11 protein-coding genes are annotated in these 20,917 nt (G+C 66.3%); 3 read left to right on the forward strand and 8 right to left on the reverse strand.

The genetic code is table 11. The features are described 5' to 3' along the window. On the forward strand, window positions 1-3,515 hold a 3,515-nt coding region (locus ACPYOD_RS14165; RefSeq protein WP_481302369.1), incomplete at its 5' end, for an Lhr family helicase. Between the two features lie 120 nt (window positions 3,516-3,635). Here ACPYOD_RS14165 and ACPYOD_RS14170 read toward each other — a convergent pair. The 5 genes from ACPYOD_RS14170 to glk all read right to left on the reverse strand — a co-directional run bounded on the left by ACPYOD_RS14170 (window position 3,636) and on the right by glk (window position 14,494). Continuing rightward, window positions 3,636-5,912, reverse strand: a complete 2,277-nt coding sequence (locus ACPYOD_RS14170; protein WP_481302370.1) for a family 20 glycosylhydrolase — start codon at window positions 5,910-5,912, stop codon at window positions 3,636-3,638. Window positions 5,913-6,020: 108 nt separating this feature from the next. Further along, window positions 6,021-8,504, reverse strand: a complete 2,484-nt coding sequence (locus ACPYOD_RS14175; protein ID WP_481302371.1) for a hypothetical protein — start codon at window positions 8,502-8,504, stop codon at window positions 6,021-6,023. 63 nt (window positions 8,505-8,567) lie between these two features. Further along, window positions 8,568-10,469, reverse strand: coding sequence for a hypothetical protein (locus ACPYOD_RS14180; RefSeq protein WP_481302372.1), 1,902 nt, complete (start codon window positions 10,467-10,469; stop codon window positions 8,568-8,570). Between the two features lie 181 nt (window positions 10,470-10,650). Next, window positions 10,651-13,383, reverse strand: a complete 2,733-nt coding sequence (locus tag ACPYOD_RS14185) for a TonB-dependent receptor (protein ID WP_481302373.1) — start codon at window positions 13,381-13,383, stop codon at window positions 10,651-10,653. A gap of 85 nt (window positions 13,384-13,468) precedes the next feature. Then, window positions 13,469-14,494, reverse strand: a complete 1,026-nt coding sequence (gene glk / locus ACPYOD_RS14190; protein ID WP_481302374.1) for a glucokinase — start codon at window positions 14,492-14,494, stop codon at window positions 13,469-13,471. 349 nt (window positions 14,495-14,843) lie between these two features. Between glk and ACPYOD_RS14195 the strand changes: the two genes are divergently transcribed. After that, on the forward strand, window positions 14,844-16,133 hold the full coding sequence (locus tag ACPYOD_RS14195) for a sugar MFS transporter (RefSeq protein ID WP_481302375.1): 1,290 nt from the start codon (window positions 14,844-14,846) through the stop codon (window positions 16,131-16,133). A 66-nt stretch (window positions 16,134-16,199) separates the two neighbouring features. Further along, window positions 16,200-17,228 carry a LacI family DNA-binding transcriptional regulator gene (locus tag ACPYOD_RS14200; RefSeq protein WP_481302376.1) on the forward strand — a complete coding sequence of 343 codons (1,029 nt, stop codon included), beginning with the start codon at window positions 16,200-16,202 and terminating at the stop codon, window positions 17,226-17,228. A 197-nt stretch (window positions 17,229-17,425) separates the two neighbouring features. Here ACPYOD_RS14200 and ACPYOD_RS14205 read toward each other — a convergent pair whose 3' ends face one another. The 3 genes from ACPYOD_RS14205 to edd form a co-directional block, all read right to left on the reverse strand. After that, complete coding sequence (locus tag ACPYOD_RS14205) at window positions 17,426-18,277, reverse strand: EamA family transporter (RefSeq protein ID WP_481302377.1); 852 nt, start codon at window positions 18,275-18,277, stop codon at window positions 17,426-17,428. Window positions 18,278-18,437: 160 nt separating this feature from the next. Continuing rightward, the gene (eda, locus tag ACPYOD_RS14210) at window positions 18,438-19,088 is read right to left on the reverse strand and encodes a bifunctional 4-hydroxy-2-oxoglutarate aldolase/2-dehydro-3-deoxy-phosphogluconate aldolase (protein WP_481302378.1); all 651 of its coding nucleotides are present in this window, start codon (window positions 19,086-19,088) and stop codon (window positions 18,438-18,440) included. A gap of 15 nt (window positions 19,089-19,103) precedes the next feature. Next, window positions 19,104-20,915, reverse strand: a complete 1,812-nt coding sequence (gene edd, locus ACPYOD_RS14215) for a phosphogluconate dehydratase (protein ID WP_481302379.1) — start codon at window positions 20,913-20,915, stop codon at window positions 19,104-19,106. Window positions 20,916-20,917 lie beyond the last annotated feature (2 nt).

Below are 20,917 nucleotides of genomic sequence, written 5' to 3' on the forward strand. Positions count from 1 at the left end.
TGGTGTACAACCGGCTCGGCAACCTCGTGGAGCAACATCGCACCACGCTGGTGTTCGTGAACACGCGGCGCATGGCCGAGCGCGTGGCGCGGCACCTTTCCGAACGGCTGGGCAACGACGCCGTCGCCGCGCACCACGGCAGCCTCTCGCGCGAGCAGCGGCTCGACGCCGAGCAGCGCCTCAAGCGGGGCGAGCTGCGCGTGCTGGTGGCCACCGCGTCGCTGGAGCTGGGCATCGACATCGGCGACGTCGACCTGGTGTGCCAGATCGCCTCGCCGCGTTCGATCGCGGCATTCCTGCAACGCGCCGGCCGCGCGGGACACGCCGTGGGCGGTACGCCGAAGGCGCGGCTCTTCCCGACCTCGCGCGACGACCTCGTGGAATGCGCGGCGCTGCTCGACTGCGTGCGCCGGGGCGAACTCGACACGCTCACCATTCCCGAAGCGCCGCTGGACGTGCTGGCGCAGCAGATCGTGGCCGAGGTGGCCTGCCAGGAGTGGGACGAGGACGCACTGTTCGACCTGGTGCGGCGCGCATACCCCTTCCGCCGCCTGAAGCGCGAGACTTTCGACGAAACGGTGCGCATGCTCGCCGAAGGCTTCACCACGCGCGTGGGGCCGCGCGGGTCGTACATCCATCGCGACGCCGTGAACCGCCGTCTGCGCGAACGGCGCGGCGCGCGCCTCACGGCCGTGACATCGGGCGGCACCATTCCCGACACCGGCGACTACAACGTGCTGCTCGAGCCGCAGGCGACCATCGTCGGTACGGTCAACGAAGACTTCGCGGTGGAAAGCCTGGCCGGCGACATCTTCCAGCTCGGCAACCGCTCCTACCGCATCCTGCGCGTGGAAGCCGGGCGGCTGCGCGTGGAAGACGCGCAGGGCGCACCGCCGAACATCCCTTTCTGGCTGGGCGAGGCGCCCGGCCGCACGAACGAGCTGTCGATGGGCGTGTCGCGCCTGCGCACGGAGATCTCCGCCGCCTTCGACGAGGGTGGCCGCGAGGCGGCGCTGGCCTATCTGGTGGATGAAGTCTCGCTGGTAAAGGCCGCCGCGGAACAGATCGTCGATTATCTCTTCCGTGCCCGTGCCGCGCTGGGGGCGCTGCCTACGCGCGAAACACTGGTGATGGAACGCTTCTTCGACGAGTCCGGCGGCACCCAGCTCATCATCCATACGCCCTTCGGCAGCCGCATCAACCGCGCCTGGGGGTTGGCGCTGCGCAAGCGCTTCTGTCGCAAGTTCAATTTCGAACTGCAGGCCGCGGCCACGGAAGATGCGATCGTGCTTTCGCTTTCCACCAGCCACAGCTTTCCGCTGGACGAGGTGGCCCGCTACCTGCATTCGAACTCCGCCGAGCACGTGCTCGTGCAGGCCCTGCTGGACGCGCCGCTGTTCGGCGTGCGCTGGCGCTGGAATGCCACCACGGCCCTGGCCCTGCCGCGTTTCAACGGCGGCAAGAAGGTGGCGCCGCAATTGCAGCGCATGAAGAGCGAAGATCTGCTCGCCACCGTGTTCCCCGACCAGGTGGCCTGCGCCGAGAACCTCGTGGGCGAGCGCGAGGTGCCCGACCATCCGTTGGTGAAGCAAACGCTCGACGACTGCCTGCATGAGGCCATGGACTGCGAAGGCTTGCTCGACGTGTTGCGAGGCCTCGAGACGGGCGCCATCGCGATGGTGGCGCGCGACCTCGCGACACCGTCACCCCTCGCTTCCGAGATATTGAACGCGGCACCGTACGCCTTCCTCGACGATGCCCCGCTGGAAGAGCGCCGCACCCAGGCCGTGCAGTCGCGCCGATGGAACGAGGCGGAGAGCCCGGACGACCTCGGTCGGCTGGACGCGGAAGCCATCGATGCCGTGCGCGGCGAGGCATGGCCCGAAGCGCGCAGCGCCGACGAAATGCACGAAGCGCTGGTGCAGCTCGGCGCGATCACGCTCGACGAGGTCCGCGACAACGCGGGCTGGGCGAAGCTGCTCGCCGCGCTCGCTGGCGATGCGCGCGCCACCCTGCTCGGCGACCGCGAGGCGCCGTTGTGGGTGGCCGCCGAAAGGCTGCCTGCGTGGCGGGCCATCCGGCCCGGCCTGCCGATGGCGCCTGCCATCGCGGCGCCGGCCGAATTCGAAGCGCAGGCGTGGACGGCGGAATCGGCCCTCATCGATATCGTTCGCGGACGCCTTGGCGGCCTGGGTCCCGTGCCGTCCGCCACGCTTGCCGCGTCGCTCGGTGTGGCGCAGAGCGACGTCGACGTGGCGCTGGCCTCGCTGGAAAGCGAGGGCTACGTCATGCGTGGCGCGTTCTCTCCGGGCGCCGCGGAAACGGAATGGTGCGAGCGCCACCTGCTCGCCCGCATCCATCGCTACACCATCGGGCGGCTGCGTCGCGAGATCGAGCCCGTCGCACGGCGCGACTTCTATCGCTTCCTGCTCGACTGGCAGCATGTGACGCGCGCCACCCAAGTGTCCGGTCCTGACGCGCTGGCGGGCGCGATCGGCCAACTAGAGGGCTACGAGGCCGCCGCCGGCGCCTGGGAATCGGAACTGCTGCCGGCGCGTGTGAACGATTACGGCATCGGGTGGCTCGACGACCTGTGCCGGGCCGGGCGTGTCGTATGGAGCCGCCTGCGCCTCGGCACCGGCAGCGGCGGCCCAGTGCGCTCCACGCCGATCGTGCTGCTGCCGCGGCGACAGCTGGCCGTATGGTCCGCGGCGGCACCCGCCGCGGGCGACGAGGTGTCACTGTCCTCTCGCGCACAGGCGGTAGCCGATGCGTTGCGCGACGACGGCGCTTCGTTCTTCGACGAACTCGCGTCCGCCACGCGCCTGCTGCGCACCGAACTTGAAGATGCCCTCGGCGAACTTGTCGCGGCGGGACGCGTCACCGCGGACAGTTTCGCGGGGCTACGTGCCTTGCTGCTGCCGGCTTCCAAGCGCAACGGCAGCCGGCACCGCCGCACGCGCCGGCACATGCTCAGCGGCATCGAGGACGCCGGCCGGTGGTCGCTTGCGCGGCGGCCGAGCGAACAGCGTAACGATGCCGACGGGCTGGAGCACATCGCGCGTACGCTCCTGCGCCGCTACGGCGTCGTGAGCTGGCGCATCCTGGAAAGGGAAGCGGCGTGGCTGCCGCCATGGCGCGACCTGCGCCGCGTCTACCACCGCCTGGAGGCGCGCGGCGAAATCCGCGGCGGCCGCTTCGTCGACGGACTCGTCGGCGAGCAGTTCGCGCTGCCGGAAGCGTTGCCGGCCCTGCGGCAGATCCGGCACCGCGCGCACGACGGCGAGATCGTCTGCATTGCCGGTACCGATCCGCTCAACCTGGTGGGCACCGTCTTCGCCGGCACCAAGGTGCCGGCCACCCTCGGCAACCGCATCGCCATCCGCGACGGCGTGCCGCTGGCGGCGATGGTGGCCGGCAAGTTCGTGACGCTGATGCCGCTGGAAGGCGACGAGGAACGCGAGGCGCGCTCTGCCTTGCAGCGTAAAGCCGACATGCGCATCCACACGGCCTAGAAAACACTGTGGGAGCCGGCTATGCCGGCGATCCCGCGGCAGCGGGCAAGCCAGCCGCGAGCACCCATCGCCGCTGAAGCGGCTCCCACAAAATGCACCCTGTTGCTCGATGCCGCACGCTCAGCGCAACTGCACGTCGCCCAGCACCCAGAGCTTCGGCCCCGGCTTGCCGGTGATCACGAAGCAGAGGTCATGCGTACCTTCGCGCTTCGGCAGCACGCCCTCGAGCGTGGCGCGACCGTCCTTCGCCTTCGCCAGCGGAATGCTCGCCAGCTTCGGTCCGTCGCAGGTGTCCTGGCGTACTTCCAGTTCACCGGCGGCCGTGCGCGACTTGCGCGAGACGATGCCCTTCGTGTCCTTCCACAACGCGTAGTTGTACGGCAGGCGGTCGACGGTTACCTCGATGCCGTAACGACCGTCGAGCTTCACGCCCTTCCACATCCAGCAGGTGTCCATGATGTCCACCTTGTAGACGGGACGGCGGCCATCGACCGTGTTGGGCGATTCCAGCCTGAGCACCAGCTTGTCGCCGCACATGTCGAGTTCGTCGCTGGTACGGCGCAGCAAGGACTTCGCATCGATCTCGCGGTCGCGCGGGCCCGCAAGACCGAAGCCACCATCGAAGGCATTCGCGCGTACGGTGGTGGGCAGCGGTACCTCGAAGGGGGCCGCATACGCCGTGGATTGCGAGGTCGGCGCCGTGCCGTCGGTGGTGTAGCGCAGGGTGCCGTAGCCCGTCTGGTTCGACAGCGTGACCTTGGCCTTGCCGTCGACGGAGGGCTCCACGGCAATGGCCACGGCGAACGCGCCGTCGGAGGGCACGATGCCTGCCGCGCGGTAGCGCGACATCTGTACGGGCAGGCGCGCGACGAAGCTGTTCCAGTCGGCCTTGGGAGACCATGTGCGCTCGGCCAGCGCGGCAAGGCGGGGGAAAGTAGCGTGCTGGATGCGGTACCAGTTCGGCAGGTATTCGGCGAACAGCGTGACCTCGGCACCGAGTACATGCGCCGCCTTGTCGGGAGCGATGGCGGACGGCACGGGATCGAAGTCGTAGATCGTCTTCAACGTCTGCGCCGACGGACGGCCCGGCGGCTCGTCCGGCAAGGTGGATTGCAGGCGGTCGAGATAGAGCGTGGGCGACGGCGCCAGCACGACGTCGTGGCCCGCGTTGGCGGCCTTGATCGCACCTTCGGTGCCGCGCCAAGACATGACGGTAGCGCTGGCAGGCACCTTGCCGTCGAGGATCTCGTCCCAGCCGATGAGGCGGCGTCCGTGCTTGTCGAGGTAGTCGCCGATGCGGGCGATGAACCACCCCTGCATCTTCTCCTCGTCGTCGATGCCGAGCGACTTCATCTTCGCCTGCACCGTCTTCGACCGCTCCCATTCGTCCTTGGCGGCCTCATCGCCGCCTACGTGGATATACGTGGACGGAAAGATGGCCATGACCTCGTCGAGCACGTCCTGCAGGAAGGTGAAGGTGCCATCGTCGACGTTGTAGAGCGCGGTGTTGACGCCCCAGTCCGTGGACACCGTGAGCTTCTTCCCGCCGGCGCCGACCTTCGGATAGGACGCCACCGCGGCCTGCGCGTGGCCCGGCATCTCGATCTCCGGCACCACCGTAATGTGCCGCTCGGCGGCATAGGCCACGATCTGCTTCGCTTCGTCCTGGGTATAGAAGCCGCAGTAGGGCTTGTCCTCACCGCCGGTGAGTGCGACATCCGGGCCGACCGCCTTGCGGCACGCCCCCACCTCCGTGAGCTTCGGATATTTCTCGATCTGCAGGCGCCAGCCCTGGTCGTCGGTGAGGTGCCAGTGGAAGGTATTGAGCTTGTGCATCGCCATCTGGTCGAGCAGGTGCTCGATCTCGCTCACCGACTGGAAGTGCCGGCTGGAGTCGAGCATCAGGCCGCGCCATTCGAATCGTGGCGCGTCGACGATGTGCACGCCAGGCACGCCGTTGCGCGCATTGGGATCGGTCAGGAGCTGCCAGTAGGTGACCGCGCCGTAGAACAAGCCGGTTTCGTCGTTCGCGGCGATACGCACGCCATCGGTGCCAACGTCCAGGGTATAGGCTTCCCGGCCCTTCACGCCCGCCTGTGTCAGCAGGCTTATGTTTCCGCGCGCGGCCTTGCCTTCCACGATGGCGAGGGTCACCCCGCGAGCCTGGCGAACCCATCCCTGCAACTGCGACGCCACGCGCCTGGCCTGTGCGTCGCCGGGCGCGATCGCGATCGTGGTAGCCGCCTCGATCTGGAAGTGGCCCGGCATGCGCTGAAGCTGCGCGGGCATGGGAATGAGGGAGAGCGGAGTCTCATCGACGGGACCGGCTTCGTGCCGCGGCTGACTGGCGCATGCGGTAAGACCCGCGGCCGCGGCAAGGAGGAGGATTCGGCGCATCGAGGGCTCCTGGCTTGGATAGGGGGCCTCCGATTGTGGCATGCCGCGCTTCGCTGCGGAGCGCGGCATGCCGGCTGGAACGGGCTACGCCACGAGCGTCGTACCGGTTCATCCCAGGCGCAGATTGTCGAACACGGCAAGATCGTCGACATCGATGACGATCCGCTTGGCTGGCGCCGCTCCGTCGTAACGAACCCAGCGGGCACCGGGTTCGTCAATCTGCTCCTCGAAGATCGGCTGCCCTTCGCTGTCGTAGGCATGAATCGTGGCGCCTCCCTGCCTCAGCGCTTCGAAACCCAGCTCGAACCAGGTTTCCGCCTTCGCCAGGGTGAGCGTAACGCGTCCGCCGCCGCTCAACTGGGCGACACGTCGCACGTAGTAGGGCGGCCTCTCCGCGGCCGTGTCGAAGATCACCACCACTCCTTCGTCGACATGGAGTTCGACGGCATCATCGCCGAGGGCGAGCGTCTGGCCCTGGCTAAGGTACTGCTCGGCCACATCCTCCAGATCGATGATCAGAGCGGGCTCGTGCGCCCTCGCGATCTGCAACAGCAACGAATGCGATCGGGCGGCGTCACGATCGGCGTAGTACGCGACATATTCGAGGCTGGCAGCCCCCCCGTCATTGCCGACGACGTATGGATCCTTCGGCACCAGGAAGGTTGCGCTCCCGCCGAAGACCGTGACCGTATCGATAAAAGGCCGGGTCATGCGCGTGCCCCGCCAGATGAAGCCGACCACATCGCCATTGGCGATGCTCTCGTTCTCGACGCGCACCCTCACGCCTTGCTGGTCATCGACGAGGTCCGGGTCGAGGTAGCCGTCTGGGGCATCGTCCACGACCGGCGGCGGCAGCGACGGTACCATGCTGACGATGCGATACGTGCGCGGTTGTGATTGCTCCAGTTTGTGCGAGCGGGCGGGGCGGGCCTGTCCGTCATCCGGATCCACGGGCTCCACCACGTAGTAGAACTCCGCCGTGCTGTCGGCCAGCGCGAAAATCTTTTCCCCCGGAACCGGGAAGTCGAGTGGAAACGAGGTGCCTTCGTCCACCACCTTCGATGTTTCGTGTCCCACCGGGTGGCCGCCCGACGTGACGCCGTGCATCACGAGCGTGATGCGGGTGCCCGCGACAATCGCCTCGTGCGCCGCCACGCGGGCCGTTGCGCCCTCGCGCACGGTTGCGGGATCGATGAAGTCGCCCATCGCTTCCTCCACCCACGGCGCATCCAGTTCCGGGGCGGCGCCTTCGATAATGAGCGTGTATCTTGCCAGCGGAAATTGGAACGCAAGCGCGTCGTCGACCGGACTGTCGAAGGCCGCCCGCACGTCGACGACCACCTCCGAGCCATTCTGGAACCCGCTCAGCAGTACGCGAGGGAGTGGTCCGACGACACCGACGTTGTCGCCGGCGCCGACATGACGTGCGACGAGATTCACCTTGGCCGGCATACCGCCCGCCGTGGTGCCCAGGAAGTCGATCCAGATGAACTGCTCATAATCGAAGAACGGCCATCGAGGCACCGTTATCGTCGCATCGCCCTCGAACGCGCCCATATCGATCACGCCGTCCACCGCCTCGGCGACGAAGGGCGATGGCAACACGGAATCGCCGACCTGCAGCGGTGCGAAGTACAGTTGGAGCCTGGGGGATTCGTAGTATGCATGCCCCCTGTCGAATTCGTAGTACACCTCGATGCGTCTTCCGATCGACGGGGCGATCTGCGCTGGACTGAAGTGGACGCTTCGCATTCCGGGCTCCATGATCCATAGCTGGCGGTCGAACCAGACCCTCACCACGTCGTTGAACTGCGGCTCCACCCCCTCGGGGAGTGCCACCTCGACGCCACTCAATGCGTTCGGAGGAAGCAGGATTCCGTCGATCGCCTCCATAACCACCGGCGCGAACAAATCGGGCGGTCGCTTTAGCAGGTGGTATACCGTCGCGGGAAAGTCGATCCGGCGTCCTAGCTCTCCCGATTGATCGAAGGTTACGGCTGCAATGATCACCACGTCCGAACGATCAGCGAGGCTTTCCAGGAACGCGCGAGGAATCGGCCCGGTGATCGGCGGTACATAGTCCGATATCACGTGTACGGTATCGAGGTTTCCATCCGGCCGCGTCCCAGACGCGGTCAGCCATAGATACTGCCCGGGCGTGTAGAACGGCCACGGCTCGACGACGGCGGTTGCGTCGCCGCCGAAGGCCTCGAGATCGATGGTCCCTCCATCTTCCGACTCGTTCACGACAGGGGGCGGTAAGCTGGGGTCGCCGTAGTCATAGTGCACGAAGCGCACGCACAGCTGCTCGGACTCGAACCATTCACCCCTCCGGTCTATCGTGTAACGGATGCAGACATCCGTCCCGAGGAACCTGGCTATCTCGGCGGCCTCGAAATGTGCCGCCTCCCCATCCGTCAAAGGTTTTGCGAAGTCCCCGAAGAAAGCCGTCACCTGGTCTCCAGGAAGCATCACGCCTTGCGGTACCTTCACGTCGACGCCACCGGCGGCGTCGTGAGGGAGCAACGACCCCTCGGTGACAATCTGGGGAACGTCGGGAACGGGCAGTTGCTGGGCGCGGGTGTTGCTCATGTCATGCGATCCTTGCATTGGCGAAAAGTAACGGTGTCGTGGCGCTTCGCGCCATCAAGGGATCTACGCTTCAAGGCGGGAAGGCAGCCGTCGTTCGGGGCTGCCTCCGAGCCGGATGTGGTCGATATGCGTGGCGCCGAGGACACTGGTGATCTGGATACTCGCCACGGGAACGTCCGATTGATAGACGAAGTCCCATGCGCCCGTGCGCCCTTCGGTTTCCTCGTACACGAGGTTGTGGTCCTCATCGAACAGACGGAACACGCTCCCGCCGAGGGCCCCTACGCCGAACTGCACCATGCGCACAGGCGATACCAGCTCCAGGATTGCCCTGGACACCATTGGCAACACGAGGACCTGGCCTTCCGTGTGCTCGCCAAAGTCCTCCGTTTCCTTCGCGATAAACGCGGTCCCCTGCGCCATCCTCAGGAGGACCGCTCCCTCCGCAAGCGGAACGTCATCGCCAACAGTGATCGTGCGGCTCGGTTGATCCTCGAAGTCGATGAATATCCCCGATCGCCCGATGCGCAGGACCAGGGGATGCGAGCGTCCGCTGTCGCCCGTTGCATAACGCAGCACATAGTCAAGGCTCACCACTTCCCCGACGTTACCCGTGACGTTCGGGTCCTTGGGCACGAAGAAGCTGACGTGATCCGCGAAAGCCGTCTGGCTGTCGGAATAAGGGGTTGTCCCGGGACCTTGCCAGTTCAAGGTGACGACATCACCGGCCGCGGTGTTCCATACGTCTACCTGCACGCCGGTCCGATCGTCGACGAGGTCCGGGTCGAGGTATCCGTCCTGGGCTTCATTGACGATCGGTGGCGGCAGCGACGGCACCACGCTGACGATTCCGTAAGTGCGTACCTCCGACGTCCGGCGCGCGCTTGGCCGGATACGGCGCGCGCGCAGGGTCGTCTGCACCACGTAGTAGAAGTCGGCCCGGCTGCCCGTGAGCACGAAGATCTTCTCCGCAGGAATCTCGAAGTCGAGTGGATACGGAGTTTCCGCGTCGATCTCTTGCGACGCCTCATGCCCCACGGGCACGCCGTCGAGCGTGGTGCCATGCATGACGAGCGTAACGAGCTTTCCCGGCCCGATCGCCGCGTTCGCCGCGACACGGGCTGTCGCGCCGTCAGGCACGGTGAGGGGGTCGATGAAATCGCGCACCGCCTCCACGACCCACGGCCGAGGAAGGAGTTCGCCCGCCACGACCGTGTAGGTTGCCCGGGGGAAGAGGAACGTGCGCGCTGCGATATCCGATGCGTCGAATGCTACCCGTACCTCGATGACGAGATCCGATCCGTCCTTGAGTCCAACCAGCAGGTCGCGAGGCAGAGACGCCTCCGCCCCGTCCCTGTCGCTGTCGACGGTGAGTCGCGCGAGGATTTCTTCATCGGCTGCCGAGCCGTCGGCCGTGGTGCCGCGGACGCGGATCGACAGGCGTTGTCCGACGTCGAAGAACGGCCAGGCCGATATCGCCGCGGTCGCGTCGCCCTCGAAGGTACCAAGATCGATCGTTCCACTCGCCGCCTGTGGAACGACGGGACGCGGCAACAAGGCGTCCTCGTCCTGCAGCGGCGCGACATACAACGACAGCCTTGCGGATCCCACGGCCACGCCACCTCTCCGGATGACATAGGACACTTCAATGTGCTTTCCCATCGAGGGCGCGATCTGCGCCGGGGTGAACACGATGCTCTCGGATCCGGGCACTGGTGTGCCCTCCTTGCTGTCGAACCGAAACGTCAGCGCGTCGCCGGGCTCGAGATTTACTTCCGGGGGCAACCGTACTTCGACACCCCCCAAGGCCGCGGGAGGAACCAGGGTACCCTCGGACGCCTGGACGACGATTGGCTCCGGTAACTCGAGGCTACGAGGAGGCAGCCGCGTTCCTTTTTGTTGGACAGGCTGGACCATGTCATGCGCTCCTTGCAATGACGAGCTCCGGATGAAGAGCCCCGGCACCCAGAATACGAATCCCTGCCACCCGGTCGCTATCTCCCGTCTGTCGTAGGCGCCGCATGCGCGTTATCGGAAGCTGATCAAAAAAAAACGGGCCCGGTCGAGGAATTGACGGGCCCGAGGGGAATGGAGCTTCGAGGGTTGCGTTTGCGGCCGTCCCTGGCCGCGCATCCGTGACGCTTTATCAGAGGTCGAAATGCACCGAAGCCATGTAGCGGCGCCCGGTGGTGTACTTTGCCACCGGCATCGCGGTGATACCGAGGTATTGCTTGTACTTCTCGTTGGTGAGGTTCATGCCTGCGAGCGTGAACGACACCTGCTGGTTGAGCTTCCAGCCGAGCGTGGCGCCGAGGTCGCCGTAATCGGCCGTGGTGGCCGGCGGCGCACCGGCGATGTAGCCGCCGGCGAGGTACTTGCCACGCCAGTTGTACGTGACGCGGGCACTGAACGGCCCCATCTCGTAGTACGGGCTGATGGAGTACGAGTTCTTCGAGTTGTATGGCAGCGAACCGCCGGAATCGAGCGTGCCCTTGGCGTACGTGTAGTTCGCGGTGACGCCGAAGCCGGTGTCCCAGAATGCCTGCTGGTAGCTCAGGCTGCCGCCGCGCACCTTGCCCGAACCGGTGTCGCGCGGGCGGCTGATGCTGTAGGTGCAGAAGCCGTCCGGCGTGCAGAGGCCCTGCGAGACCTGGCGCGCGAACGTGGTCGGATCGGTGAACAGGCCGGAGTTGAACTGCGTTTCCGGCGCGGAGTCGACGAAGGTGTAGTTCTGGATCTTCTTGTAGAAGCCGGTCAGCGCGACGTACGACTGCGGCGCGAAGTACCATTCCGCCGAAAGCGAGAAGTTCTTCGATTCATACGGCTTCAGGTTCGGATTGCCACCCGAGCCGGTGAGCACCGAGTCGTTAAGGAACAGGTTGTTCACCTGCATGTTGTACGGCGGACGCGCGATCACCTTCGCGGCGGCCAGGCGCAGCACCACGTCTTCGGCCAGGTCGTAGGCCACGTTCAGGCTGGGCAGCCAGTTCTTCGTGGTCTTCGACGAGGTCTGCCAGGAACCCGCGGGCGCCGGCAGCACCGGAGCACCGCTGTAGTTGAAGCCGGTACCGTCGGTCTTGGTGTCGACGTAGCGCACGCCCACGTTGCCGTGGAAATCGCCGCCTGCGAAGTTGGCCTGCAGGTACGCGGCGTTGGTCTTCTCGACCAGCTTGTAGGTACCGTTGAGGTACGTACCCGGGTCCTCGCTGCCGCCGTTGGTGTTGCGCACCCAGGCGTATTGCGCGTTGCGGTCCGGCATCACATGGCTGGACGAACCGTCGAGCGCACCGTCGAACGCATCGAGCGTGTCGGTAAAGCCGCCGAAGCCGAGGTTGGCGAGGTTGGTCGGGGCGTTGCCGCCGTAGACATGGGCCTGCATGCTTTCTTCGTGGCGGTTCCAGCGGTACCCGAAGGCCAGTTCGTTGAAGAACGAATCGAAGTACTTCGAGAAGTCGAGCTGCGCGTAGGTGTCCCGCGCGCGGGCCGAATAGTCGCCGTAGTTACCCGGCCAGCCGCCGAGGCCGTCCACGTCGCCCATGTGCCAGTTGGCCGGATCGCGCGCCGCCGCCGGATTGTCGAAGGCGAAGCCCTTGTTGATGTCCCAGGTGTAGCCACCGGCGTACACCGGCTCCATCACGGCCTGCGAGATGTTGTTGTTCACCGCCTTGCTGTAGCCGGCGGCACCGCCCAGCTTCCAGCCGTCGCCACGGAAGGTGGTCTTGAAGTCATGGGCGACGGTGCGCACCACCGACTTGCGGATGTTGCTGTCGAACGTGCCCTGCGCGATGGCGGGGCAACCCACGGAGTCGTTGCCGCAGACATGGCCGCCGGTGACCACGCCGTTCGGGCCCTGGTTGAAGCTGGTGACGTTACCCGGCGTGGCGCCGGTGAACGGATACAGCGACTGGTTCCAGTTGTCGAAGTTCTCGCGGACGAACAGGTTGTTGATGTCGATGTCCCAGTTGCTCGTCGGGTGGATCTGGAAGCCCAACGTCGCGGTGTCGCGCTTGCGCTTCTGCTGGAACCACGCCGAGTTCACTTCATCGGGCACCTTCGCGTTCGGATCGAGCGTGCCGTTCGCGATGCCTGCGGCCACGGCCGGGCTCGACGCCCACTTCGACACCGGGCTGTAGCTGAAGATCTCGAAGCCCTGGCGGTCGATCTTTTCCTCGTAGTGCTGGACCGAACCGATCACGCCGAAGGTGTTGCTGTCGTTCTTCCAGCTGTACAGCGCCGAGCCGTTCGGACGGGTGCCCGCGGTGCCCTGGTCGTTGTAGTTGAGACCGAACGAGCCACGGATCGTGTTCGCGGGCAGGTCGAGCGGCTGCAACGTGTGCAGCAGGATCGTACCGCCGAGGCTGCCTTCCGGCAGGCGCGCCTCGGGCGACTTGTAGACCTCGAGACGGCCGACGATTTCCGGGGCCAGCATGGTGAAGTCGAAGCCGCGGTTCGGCTGCGCGCCGTACTGCCACGGCGTCTGCGAAATCGGCTGGCCGTTGAGGAACGTGAGGTTCAGGCTGGGATCGGTGCCATCGATCGAGACGCGGTCACCCTGGCCGAACTGACGATCGATGGTGACGCCGGGAATTTGCGTCATCGCCTCGGCGACGTTGGTGTTCGGGAACTTGCCGATGTCCTCGGCGGTGACGGCCTCGACCACAGCGTCGGCGTTGCGCTTGGTGTCCAGCGACTTCTCGAGGCTGGCCCGGATGCCGGTGACGGTGATGCCCTCGAGCTGGGCCGCCTTGGCGGCGGCTTCCTTTTCCTGGGCGGTCTGCGGCCTGGCCGGTGCGGACGTGTCCTGCGCGGCCACGGTTCCGGTGAAACAGCAGAGTCCGGCGATGATGCTCGCCGTCAGCAGGTTTCTACGATGCGACATGGTGTCCTCCCCTCAGAGGATGTGTATCGACGATGGGCCTTGCGGCCCGCTTTTTTGAACTGAGCCTGCGTTCCTTTCCCGCTCTTCAATGAGCGGTCGAACCGTGCAGGTAGAGACCGGCGGCACCGATCACACCCAACTGTCCGTGGTCCATCAGACGTACCGGCACTTGCTGGAGAAAGGCGCGCATGACGCCCTTGTTGAAGAACCTGGTGGCGAAGCTGCTGGCGAGCAGGCGTTCGCGAACCTGCGGAAGGATGCCTCCCGCCAGGTACACGCCGCCGCGTGCGCCGTAGAGCATGGCAAGGTCGCCGACGAAGCTGCCCAGCAACCCGCAGAAGACGTCCAGCGCTTCCGACGCGGCGGCATCGCTGCCGTCGAGGGCGGCGCCTGTGACGGCGGCGGGTTCGGCCAGCGTCGCGGCGGTGCCGCGCAGCGTGGAAATGGCTCGATAGAGATTGACGAGGCCCGGTCCGGACAGGGCCGTCTCGTAGGAAACGTAGTCGCGGTCGCGGGCCAGTTCGCCCAGGATGGCCACCTCGCGCGCATTGCCCGGCGCAAGCGAGATCTGCCCCGCCTCGGTGGGCAGCACGGTGGCGTGCGGACGGCCGGGCAGCAGGACGGCCGAGCCGAGGCCGGTACCGGGGCCCATCACGAGGATCGGGCCTTCCGCAGGCGCCGCATCCGTCTCGATGATCGCCGCTGTTTCATGGCGCTGGAGGAACTGGCAAGCGTAGGCCACGGCTTCGAAGTCGTTGACCACGGCGAGCCCGGAAAGGCCGAGCGTCCGGCGGATGTCGCCGATCGACACCGGCCAGGGAAGGTTCTCGTTGACGATGGCGTCGCCAACGACGTAACCGGCACTCGCCACGGCGCAATGCTCGATGGCCACCTGGCCGTCCAGGTGTTCGACGAAATCCTGCAGGACCGCGGTGAGGCTGGGCCACTCGGCGCAGGCATAGCGCTCGTAGCGGAGCACGTCGATGGCCGATGACTCGTCCGCGCGGCGAACGAGGCCGATGCGGGCATGCGTGCCACCCACGTCGGCGGCCAGGAACGCCCCCGTTCGCGACGCACGCGGCATCTCCCGCTGTTTGGCCGATTCCCCCACGTACCACCCCTTGGAAACTATCGTGACAACCCCGTTATGGAGCCGAGTCTTGGCTTGCGATGACAACGTTGTCAACAGGACAAATGGTCAGGACAGCCAACATTCCATAACGCGCCGCAACAGGAAACGTTTCCGTCGGTGCTCACGTATTTGCCCCGTAAGCCCTTGTAACGGCGAGAATTGGCGTCCGACGCTCCCGAACGGTGCCTTGACGCGGCGCGACATCGAGAGCGTGACCCCCTGCCACGAGTCACCCACCAGCGCAGCGCCATGATTGACAACGTTGGGCAGGGAAGCCGATAAAGGGGCGGATCGGGGCGCGTCCGGCCCCTGCGAGAGGGGTGCATCCATGTCGTCCACCACGGCTGCGGTCAACGAGACGCGCCATTCCAGCCTTGTCCCGATGATCATCATCGGTGTCCTGTTCTTCATCTTCGGCTTCGTCACGTGGCTCAACGGGCCACTGATCACCTTCGTCAAGCTGGCCTTCAACCTCGACGACGTGAACGCCTTCCTCGTACCGATGGCGTTCTACCTGTCGTACTTCTTCCTCGCCCTGCCCTCCTCCTTCATCCTGAAGAAAACGGGCATGAAGAAAGGCATGGGCCTCGGCCTCTTCGTCATGGCGATCGGCGCTGTGATGTTCGGCCAGTTCGTCACGATGCGCGTGTATCCCGGAGCGCTTACCGGATTGTTCGTGATCGGCGCCGGCCTTTCGCTGTTGCAGACCGCGTCCAATCCGTACATCTCCATCCTCGGCCCCATCGAGAGCGGCGCGCAGCGCATCGCCTTCATGGGCATCTGCAACAAGGTGGCCGGTGCGCTCGCACCGTTCGTCTTCGGTGCGGTGGTGATGAGCAACATCGGCAGCTTCGACAAGCAGATCGCGGCGGCGGCCTCGCCGGCGGAGAAGGACGCGCTGCTGGCGGCTTTCGCGGCCAAGGTGCACATGCCTTACATGGTGATGGCCGGCCTGCTCGTGGTGCTCGCCATCTGGGTGGTGCGTTCCTCGCTGCCCGAGATCAAGCCTTCCAGCGACAACTCCGAGCGCGCCATCGGACACGGCAAGGGCAGCCTCTTCAGCTTCCCGCACCTGTGGCTGGGCGTGCTCTGCCTGTTCGTGTACGTCGGCGTCGAGGTGATGGCCGGCGACGCGATCGGCACCTACGGACAGGGCTTCGGCATGTCGCCGGCCGAAACCAGTCACTTCACTTCGTACACGCTGATCGCGATGCTCGTGGGCTACGTGGCGGGCCTGCTGCTGATCCCGCGCTTCGTCTCGCAGCAGCGCTACCTCGCCTTCTCGGCGATCCTGGGTGTCGTGTTCTCGCTCGGCACCTATGTCACGAGCGGCTACGTGTCGGTGGCCTTCGTCGCCGCGCTGGGTTTCGCCAACGCCATGATGTGGCCGGCCATCTTCCCGCTCGCCATCAAGGGGCTGGGACGGCTGACCGAGTTCGGTTCGGCCTTCCTGATCATGGGTATCGCCGGCGGCGCCGTCATTCCGGTGTTGTTCGCGCACCTGAAGCAGCACTTCGACTTCCAGGCCGTGTTCCTCTGCCTCATGGTGCCCTGCTACCTGTACATCCTGTACTACGGCGCGGCCGGGCACCGGGTGGGACAGCACGTTCGCGATTGATTCGCCTTTCTTCGCTCCGTGACGGCCATCCGCTAGGATGGCCGTCTTGCTATCGAGGGTCGTAGATTGCGTAGCCCTACCATTAAGGACGTGGCCGAGCGGGCCGGCGTTTCGCTGAAGACCGTCTCCCGCGTCATCAACCACGAACCGTCGGTGCACGCGCGTACCCGCGAGAAGGTGCAGCGCGCCATCGACGCGCTGGACTACCAGCCCGACCAGGCGGCGCGCAGCCTGCGCAGCGCCCGTACGTATGCCCTTGGCCTCGTCTACGACAATCCCAACGCACACTACGTCATCGCCATGCAGAACGGCGTGCTCTCGGTCTGCCGGGAGCGTGGCTTCGGCCTGCAGATCCATCCCTGCGATTCGTCCGCGCCGAAGCTCGCCGAGCAGCTGGGCGACCTCGTTCGCCGCAACCGGCTCGCCGGCCTCGTGCTCTGCCCGCCGATGTCGGAACAGCCCGGGCTCCTCGCCTCGCTCACGGAACAGAACGTGCCCTTCGTGCGCATCATTTCCGCGCGGCAGGACCCGAAAGACGGCTGGCCCTGCGTGTTCGTGGACGACCGCGACGCGGCGTATGCGATCACCGAACACCTCATCCAGCTCGGCCACCACCGCATCGGTTTCCTCTGGGGCGGCAAGGAACATCGTTCCAGCCCCGAGCGCTACCAGGGTTACGAAGACGCCCTTCGCGAATACGGCATCGGCGTGGACAAGCGGCTGGTGGTGGAGGGCGACTACTCGTTCGACGACGGCTTCCGGGGTGCGCGCAAGCTGCTCGCGCTGAAGGAGCCGCCCACTGCCATCTTCGGATCGAACGACGAGATCGCGGCGGGCGTACTCGCTGCGGCACGCTCGGGTGGCGTCGACGTGCCCTGGGAGCTATCCATCGCGGGGTTCGAGGACAGCCCCTTTTCCAAGCAGTCCTGGCCGGCGCTCACCACCGCGCGGCAGAACACCGGCGAGATCGGACGCCACGCGGCGCAGCGCCTCATCGCGGAAATCGAACGCGACGAGGACGATCCGATGATCGAGAACGAAGGCTTCAGCCCGGACCTGGTGGTACGCGGCTCGACCGCGCCGCGTCGGCCCTGACCTCATTGTGGAGCCCGGCTTTGATGGTTGGAGCCGGCCTTAAATGTGGGAGCCGGCCTTAAAAAATGTGAGAGTCGACCTTAAAAAATGTGAGAGTCGACCTTAAATGTGGGAGCCGGCTGTGCCGGCGATCCCGCGGCAGCGGGCAAGCTTGCCGCGAGCACCCATCGCCGCTGAAGCGGCTCCCACACAAAGCGCTAGGCGTAAGCCATGACGCCGATCGCGCCGATCGCCAACGCGATGCCGATCCAGTTGACCACCGCCAGGCGTTCCCTGAAGCCAAACGCACCCACCAGCGTACCGAGCACCACCACGCCGACGTTCATTGAAGCGAAAACCAGGGACGGATTGTTCGGCAGGGCCTGGTGGCCGCGCACGTAGAAAAGGATGTTCGCGAAGTTGGCGACACCCAGCAGCACGCCGAAGCCCAGGCTGCGCAGGTTGACCGGCGCGGCCCGCATCGCTGCGCGCACCAGCACCGCGATCCAGCACAGCACCATCGCGATCAGGAACGAGGCGAGCAGAGCGCTCGCGAACGGCGCTCCCGCCTGCGCCACCAGCTTGAAACAAATGTCGATGGCGCCGAAGCCGGCGAACACCGCCAGCGGCGCGAGCCAGCCGCCGCGCTCCATCGTCCCGCGCTCCTTGCGCCAGAGCACGCAGAGCACCGCGGCAAAGGCTAGCGCGATGCCCAGCGTCTTCGCTTCCGTCAGCGTGTCGCCCAGGAATGCGAAAGCCGCCACGAGCGACAGGAAGAGCGACAGGCGCTGGGCGACATCGGTGCGCACGATGCCGGCGCTGCGGACGGAACGAGCCAGCATCAGGAAGATCGCGGGAAGCAGGACGCCAAGCAGGACGAGCGGTGTCCAGGTGGCCTTCGCCTCGATCGCCGCTTGTGGGGTTGCGCCCAACAAGAGCACCGCGAGCAGGGCGGCCACGACATAGTTCGTGGCTACGGCCCGCACGATGTCGATGCCGCGATTGCGGGCAAGCTTCAGCAGCACCGAGACGGCAACGCTGAAGACGACCGCCAGAAAGATGTAAGTCATGATCGAGACCGCGGGAACGAAAGGCGACAGATCATCGCATGGCGCTCCGGGCCCCGGCAGGTCTTGTGGGAGCCGGCTATGCCGGCGATCCCGCGGCAGCGGGCAAGCTCATCGCAAGAACCCATCGCCGCTGAAGCGGCTCCCACATAAAGCCCATCGCCTACCGTTGGCGGGCCAGCTGCGACGCCTCGCGCGCCAATGCCTCGATACCCGCCCAGTCCGACGCCGCCAGCTTGTCGGCAGGCGTGAGCCACGAACCGCCCACGCAGACGACGTTCGGCAACGCGAGGAACTCCGGTGCGTTCGCGAGGCTGATGCCGCCGGTGGGACAGAAACGGATCTGCGGCAACGGGCTGGCCCAGGCGCCAAGCAACTTCGTTCCGCCGGCCGGCACGGCCGGGAAGAACTTCTGGAAACGATAACCGCGCTCGAGCAGGGCCATGGCCTCGCTGGACGTGGCGGCGCCCGGCAGCAAGGGAAGGTCGTGATCGTCGGCGGCATCGAGCAGCCGTGGCGCGCTGCCGGGCGACACCGCGAACTGGGCGCCGGCCTTGTGCGCGTTTTCCAGGTCGCGCGCCGTGAGCACGGTGCCCACCCCGACGAATGCGCCTTCCACTTCCGCCGCGATGGCACGCACCGCCTCGAGCGCGGCAGGTGTCCGCAGCGTCACTTCGATCGCGGGCACGCCGCCCGCGACCAGCGCACGGGCCATGCCCACGGCTTTCGAGGCGTCCTCGATGATCACCACCGGCACGACCGGCGCCAGGCGCAAGGTCGATTCCACACGCTGTTGCTTCGCTTCGTTGCTCATCTCTACTCCGGTGGATCAGAACACGCCCGCACCGAGGTCGGCCGTGACGGCCGACTGGCGGAACATGGCGAACAGTTCGCGGCCCATGCCGCTGTGGTGCACGGCAAGGTCGGCGGCTTCGGGCGTGCGCGCGTGCCATTCGTCGGCGGCAACCAGTACTTCCATCGTGCCGTTCACGGCGTCGACGCGAACCAGGTCACCGGTGCGCACGCGGGCAATCGGACCACCCGCCTCCGCTTCCGGCGTGACGTGGATGGCCGCGGGCACGCGACCGGATGCGCCGGACATGCGTCCGTCCGTCACCAGCGCGACCCGATGTCCGCGATCCTGCAACAGGCTGAGCGTGGGCGTGAGTTTGTGCAGTTCCGGCATGCCGCGGGCGCGCGGCCCCTGGAAACGTACGACCGCGACGAAATCGCAGTTCAGTTCGCCGCGATCGAAAGCCGCCTTCACGTCGTCCTGCTCGTCGAACACGATGGCCGGCGCCTCGATCACCATGCGATCGTCGGGCACGGACGAGACCTTGATGACACCACGGCCGAGGTTGCCCTTGAGCATGCGCAGGCCGCCGTCGTGACGGAACGGTTCGTGGATCGAGCGCAGCACGCCGCGATTGCCGCTTTCCTTCGACACCGGCTTCCACACCAGGGCGTCTCCGTCGAGCGACGGAACCTTGCGGTAGTGGTGCAGCCCGTGCCCCATGATCGTGTTCACGTCGTCGTGCAGCAGACCGGCGTCGAGCAACTGGTCGATCAGGAAGCCCATGCCGCCGGCTTCATGGAAGTGGTTCACGTCGGCGTAGCCGTTGGGATACACGCGCGCCAGCAGCGGCACGACCGCGGAGAGCGCATCGAAGTCGTCCCAGCGCAGTTCCACGCCGGCGGCCCGCGCGATGGCCACGAGGTGCAGCAGGTGGTTCGTGGAACCGCCGGTGGCGTGCAATCCCACCACGCCATTGACGATGGCGCGCTCGTCGACGATGCGGCCCAGCGGAAGATAGTGGTCGCCAAGCGTGTCGATGGCGAGCACGCGTTCCACCGTGGCGCGCGTGAGGGCGTCGCGCAGCGGTGTATCGGGTGCCTCGAAACTCGCGCCCGGCAGATGCAGGCCCATGATCTCCATGAGCATCTGGTTCGAGTTGGCCGTGCCGTAGAACGTGCACGTGCCGGCGCCGTGGTACGAACGCGCTTCGGCTTCCAGCAGTTCGGCGCGCGACGCCTTGCCGGCCGCGTATGCCTGGCGCACCTTCGACTTCTCTTCGTTCGGGATACCCGACGGCATCGGCCCCGAGGGAACGAAGGCGCCGGCCAGGTGGCCGAAGCTCAACGCACCGATCAGCATGCCCGGCACGATCTTGTCGCAGATGCCGAGGTACAACGCACCTTCGTACATGTCGTGCGACAGCGACACGGCGGTGGCCATGGCGATCAGGTCGCGCGAGAAGAGCGATAGCTCCATGCCCGGACGACCCTGGGTCACGCCGTCGCACATGGCCGGCACGCCGCCCGCGACCTGCGCGGTGGAACCGAGTTCACGCGCGGTCCGGCGGATCAGCTCCGGATAGCGCTCGTACGGCTGGTGTGCCGAGAGCATGTCGTTGTACGACGTGACGATCGCGATATTGGCCGCCTGCCCGTTGCGCAGGGCATCCTTGTCGCCTTCCGCGCACGCGGCGAAGCCGTGTGCGAGGTTGCCGCAGGACAGGTGGTGGCGCTTCGCACCATTGCCCCGCGCGGCGTCGATCTTGGCGAGGTAGGCGGCGCGCGAGGCTCGGCTGCGTTCGACGATGCGCTGCGTGACTTCGGCGAGGATGGGATGGATGGCCATGC

It is taken from the genome of Luteibacter sp. HAY1-4A (genome assembly GCF_056755355.1).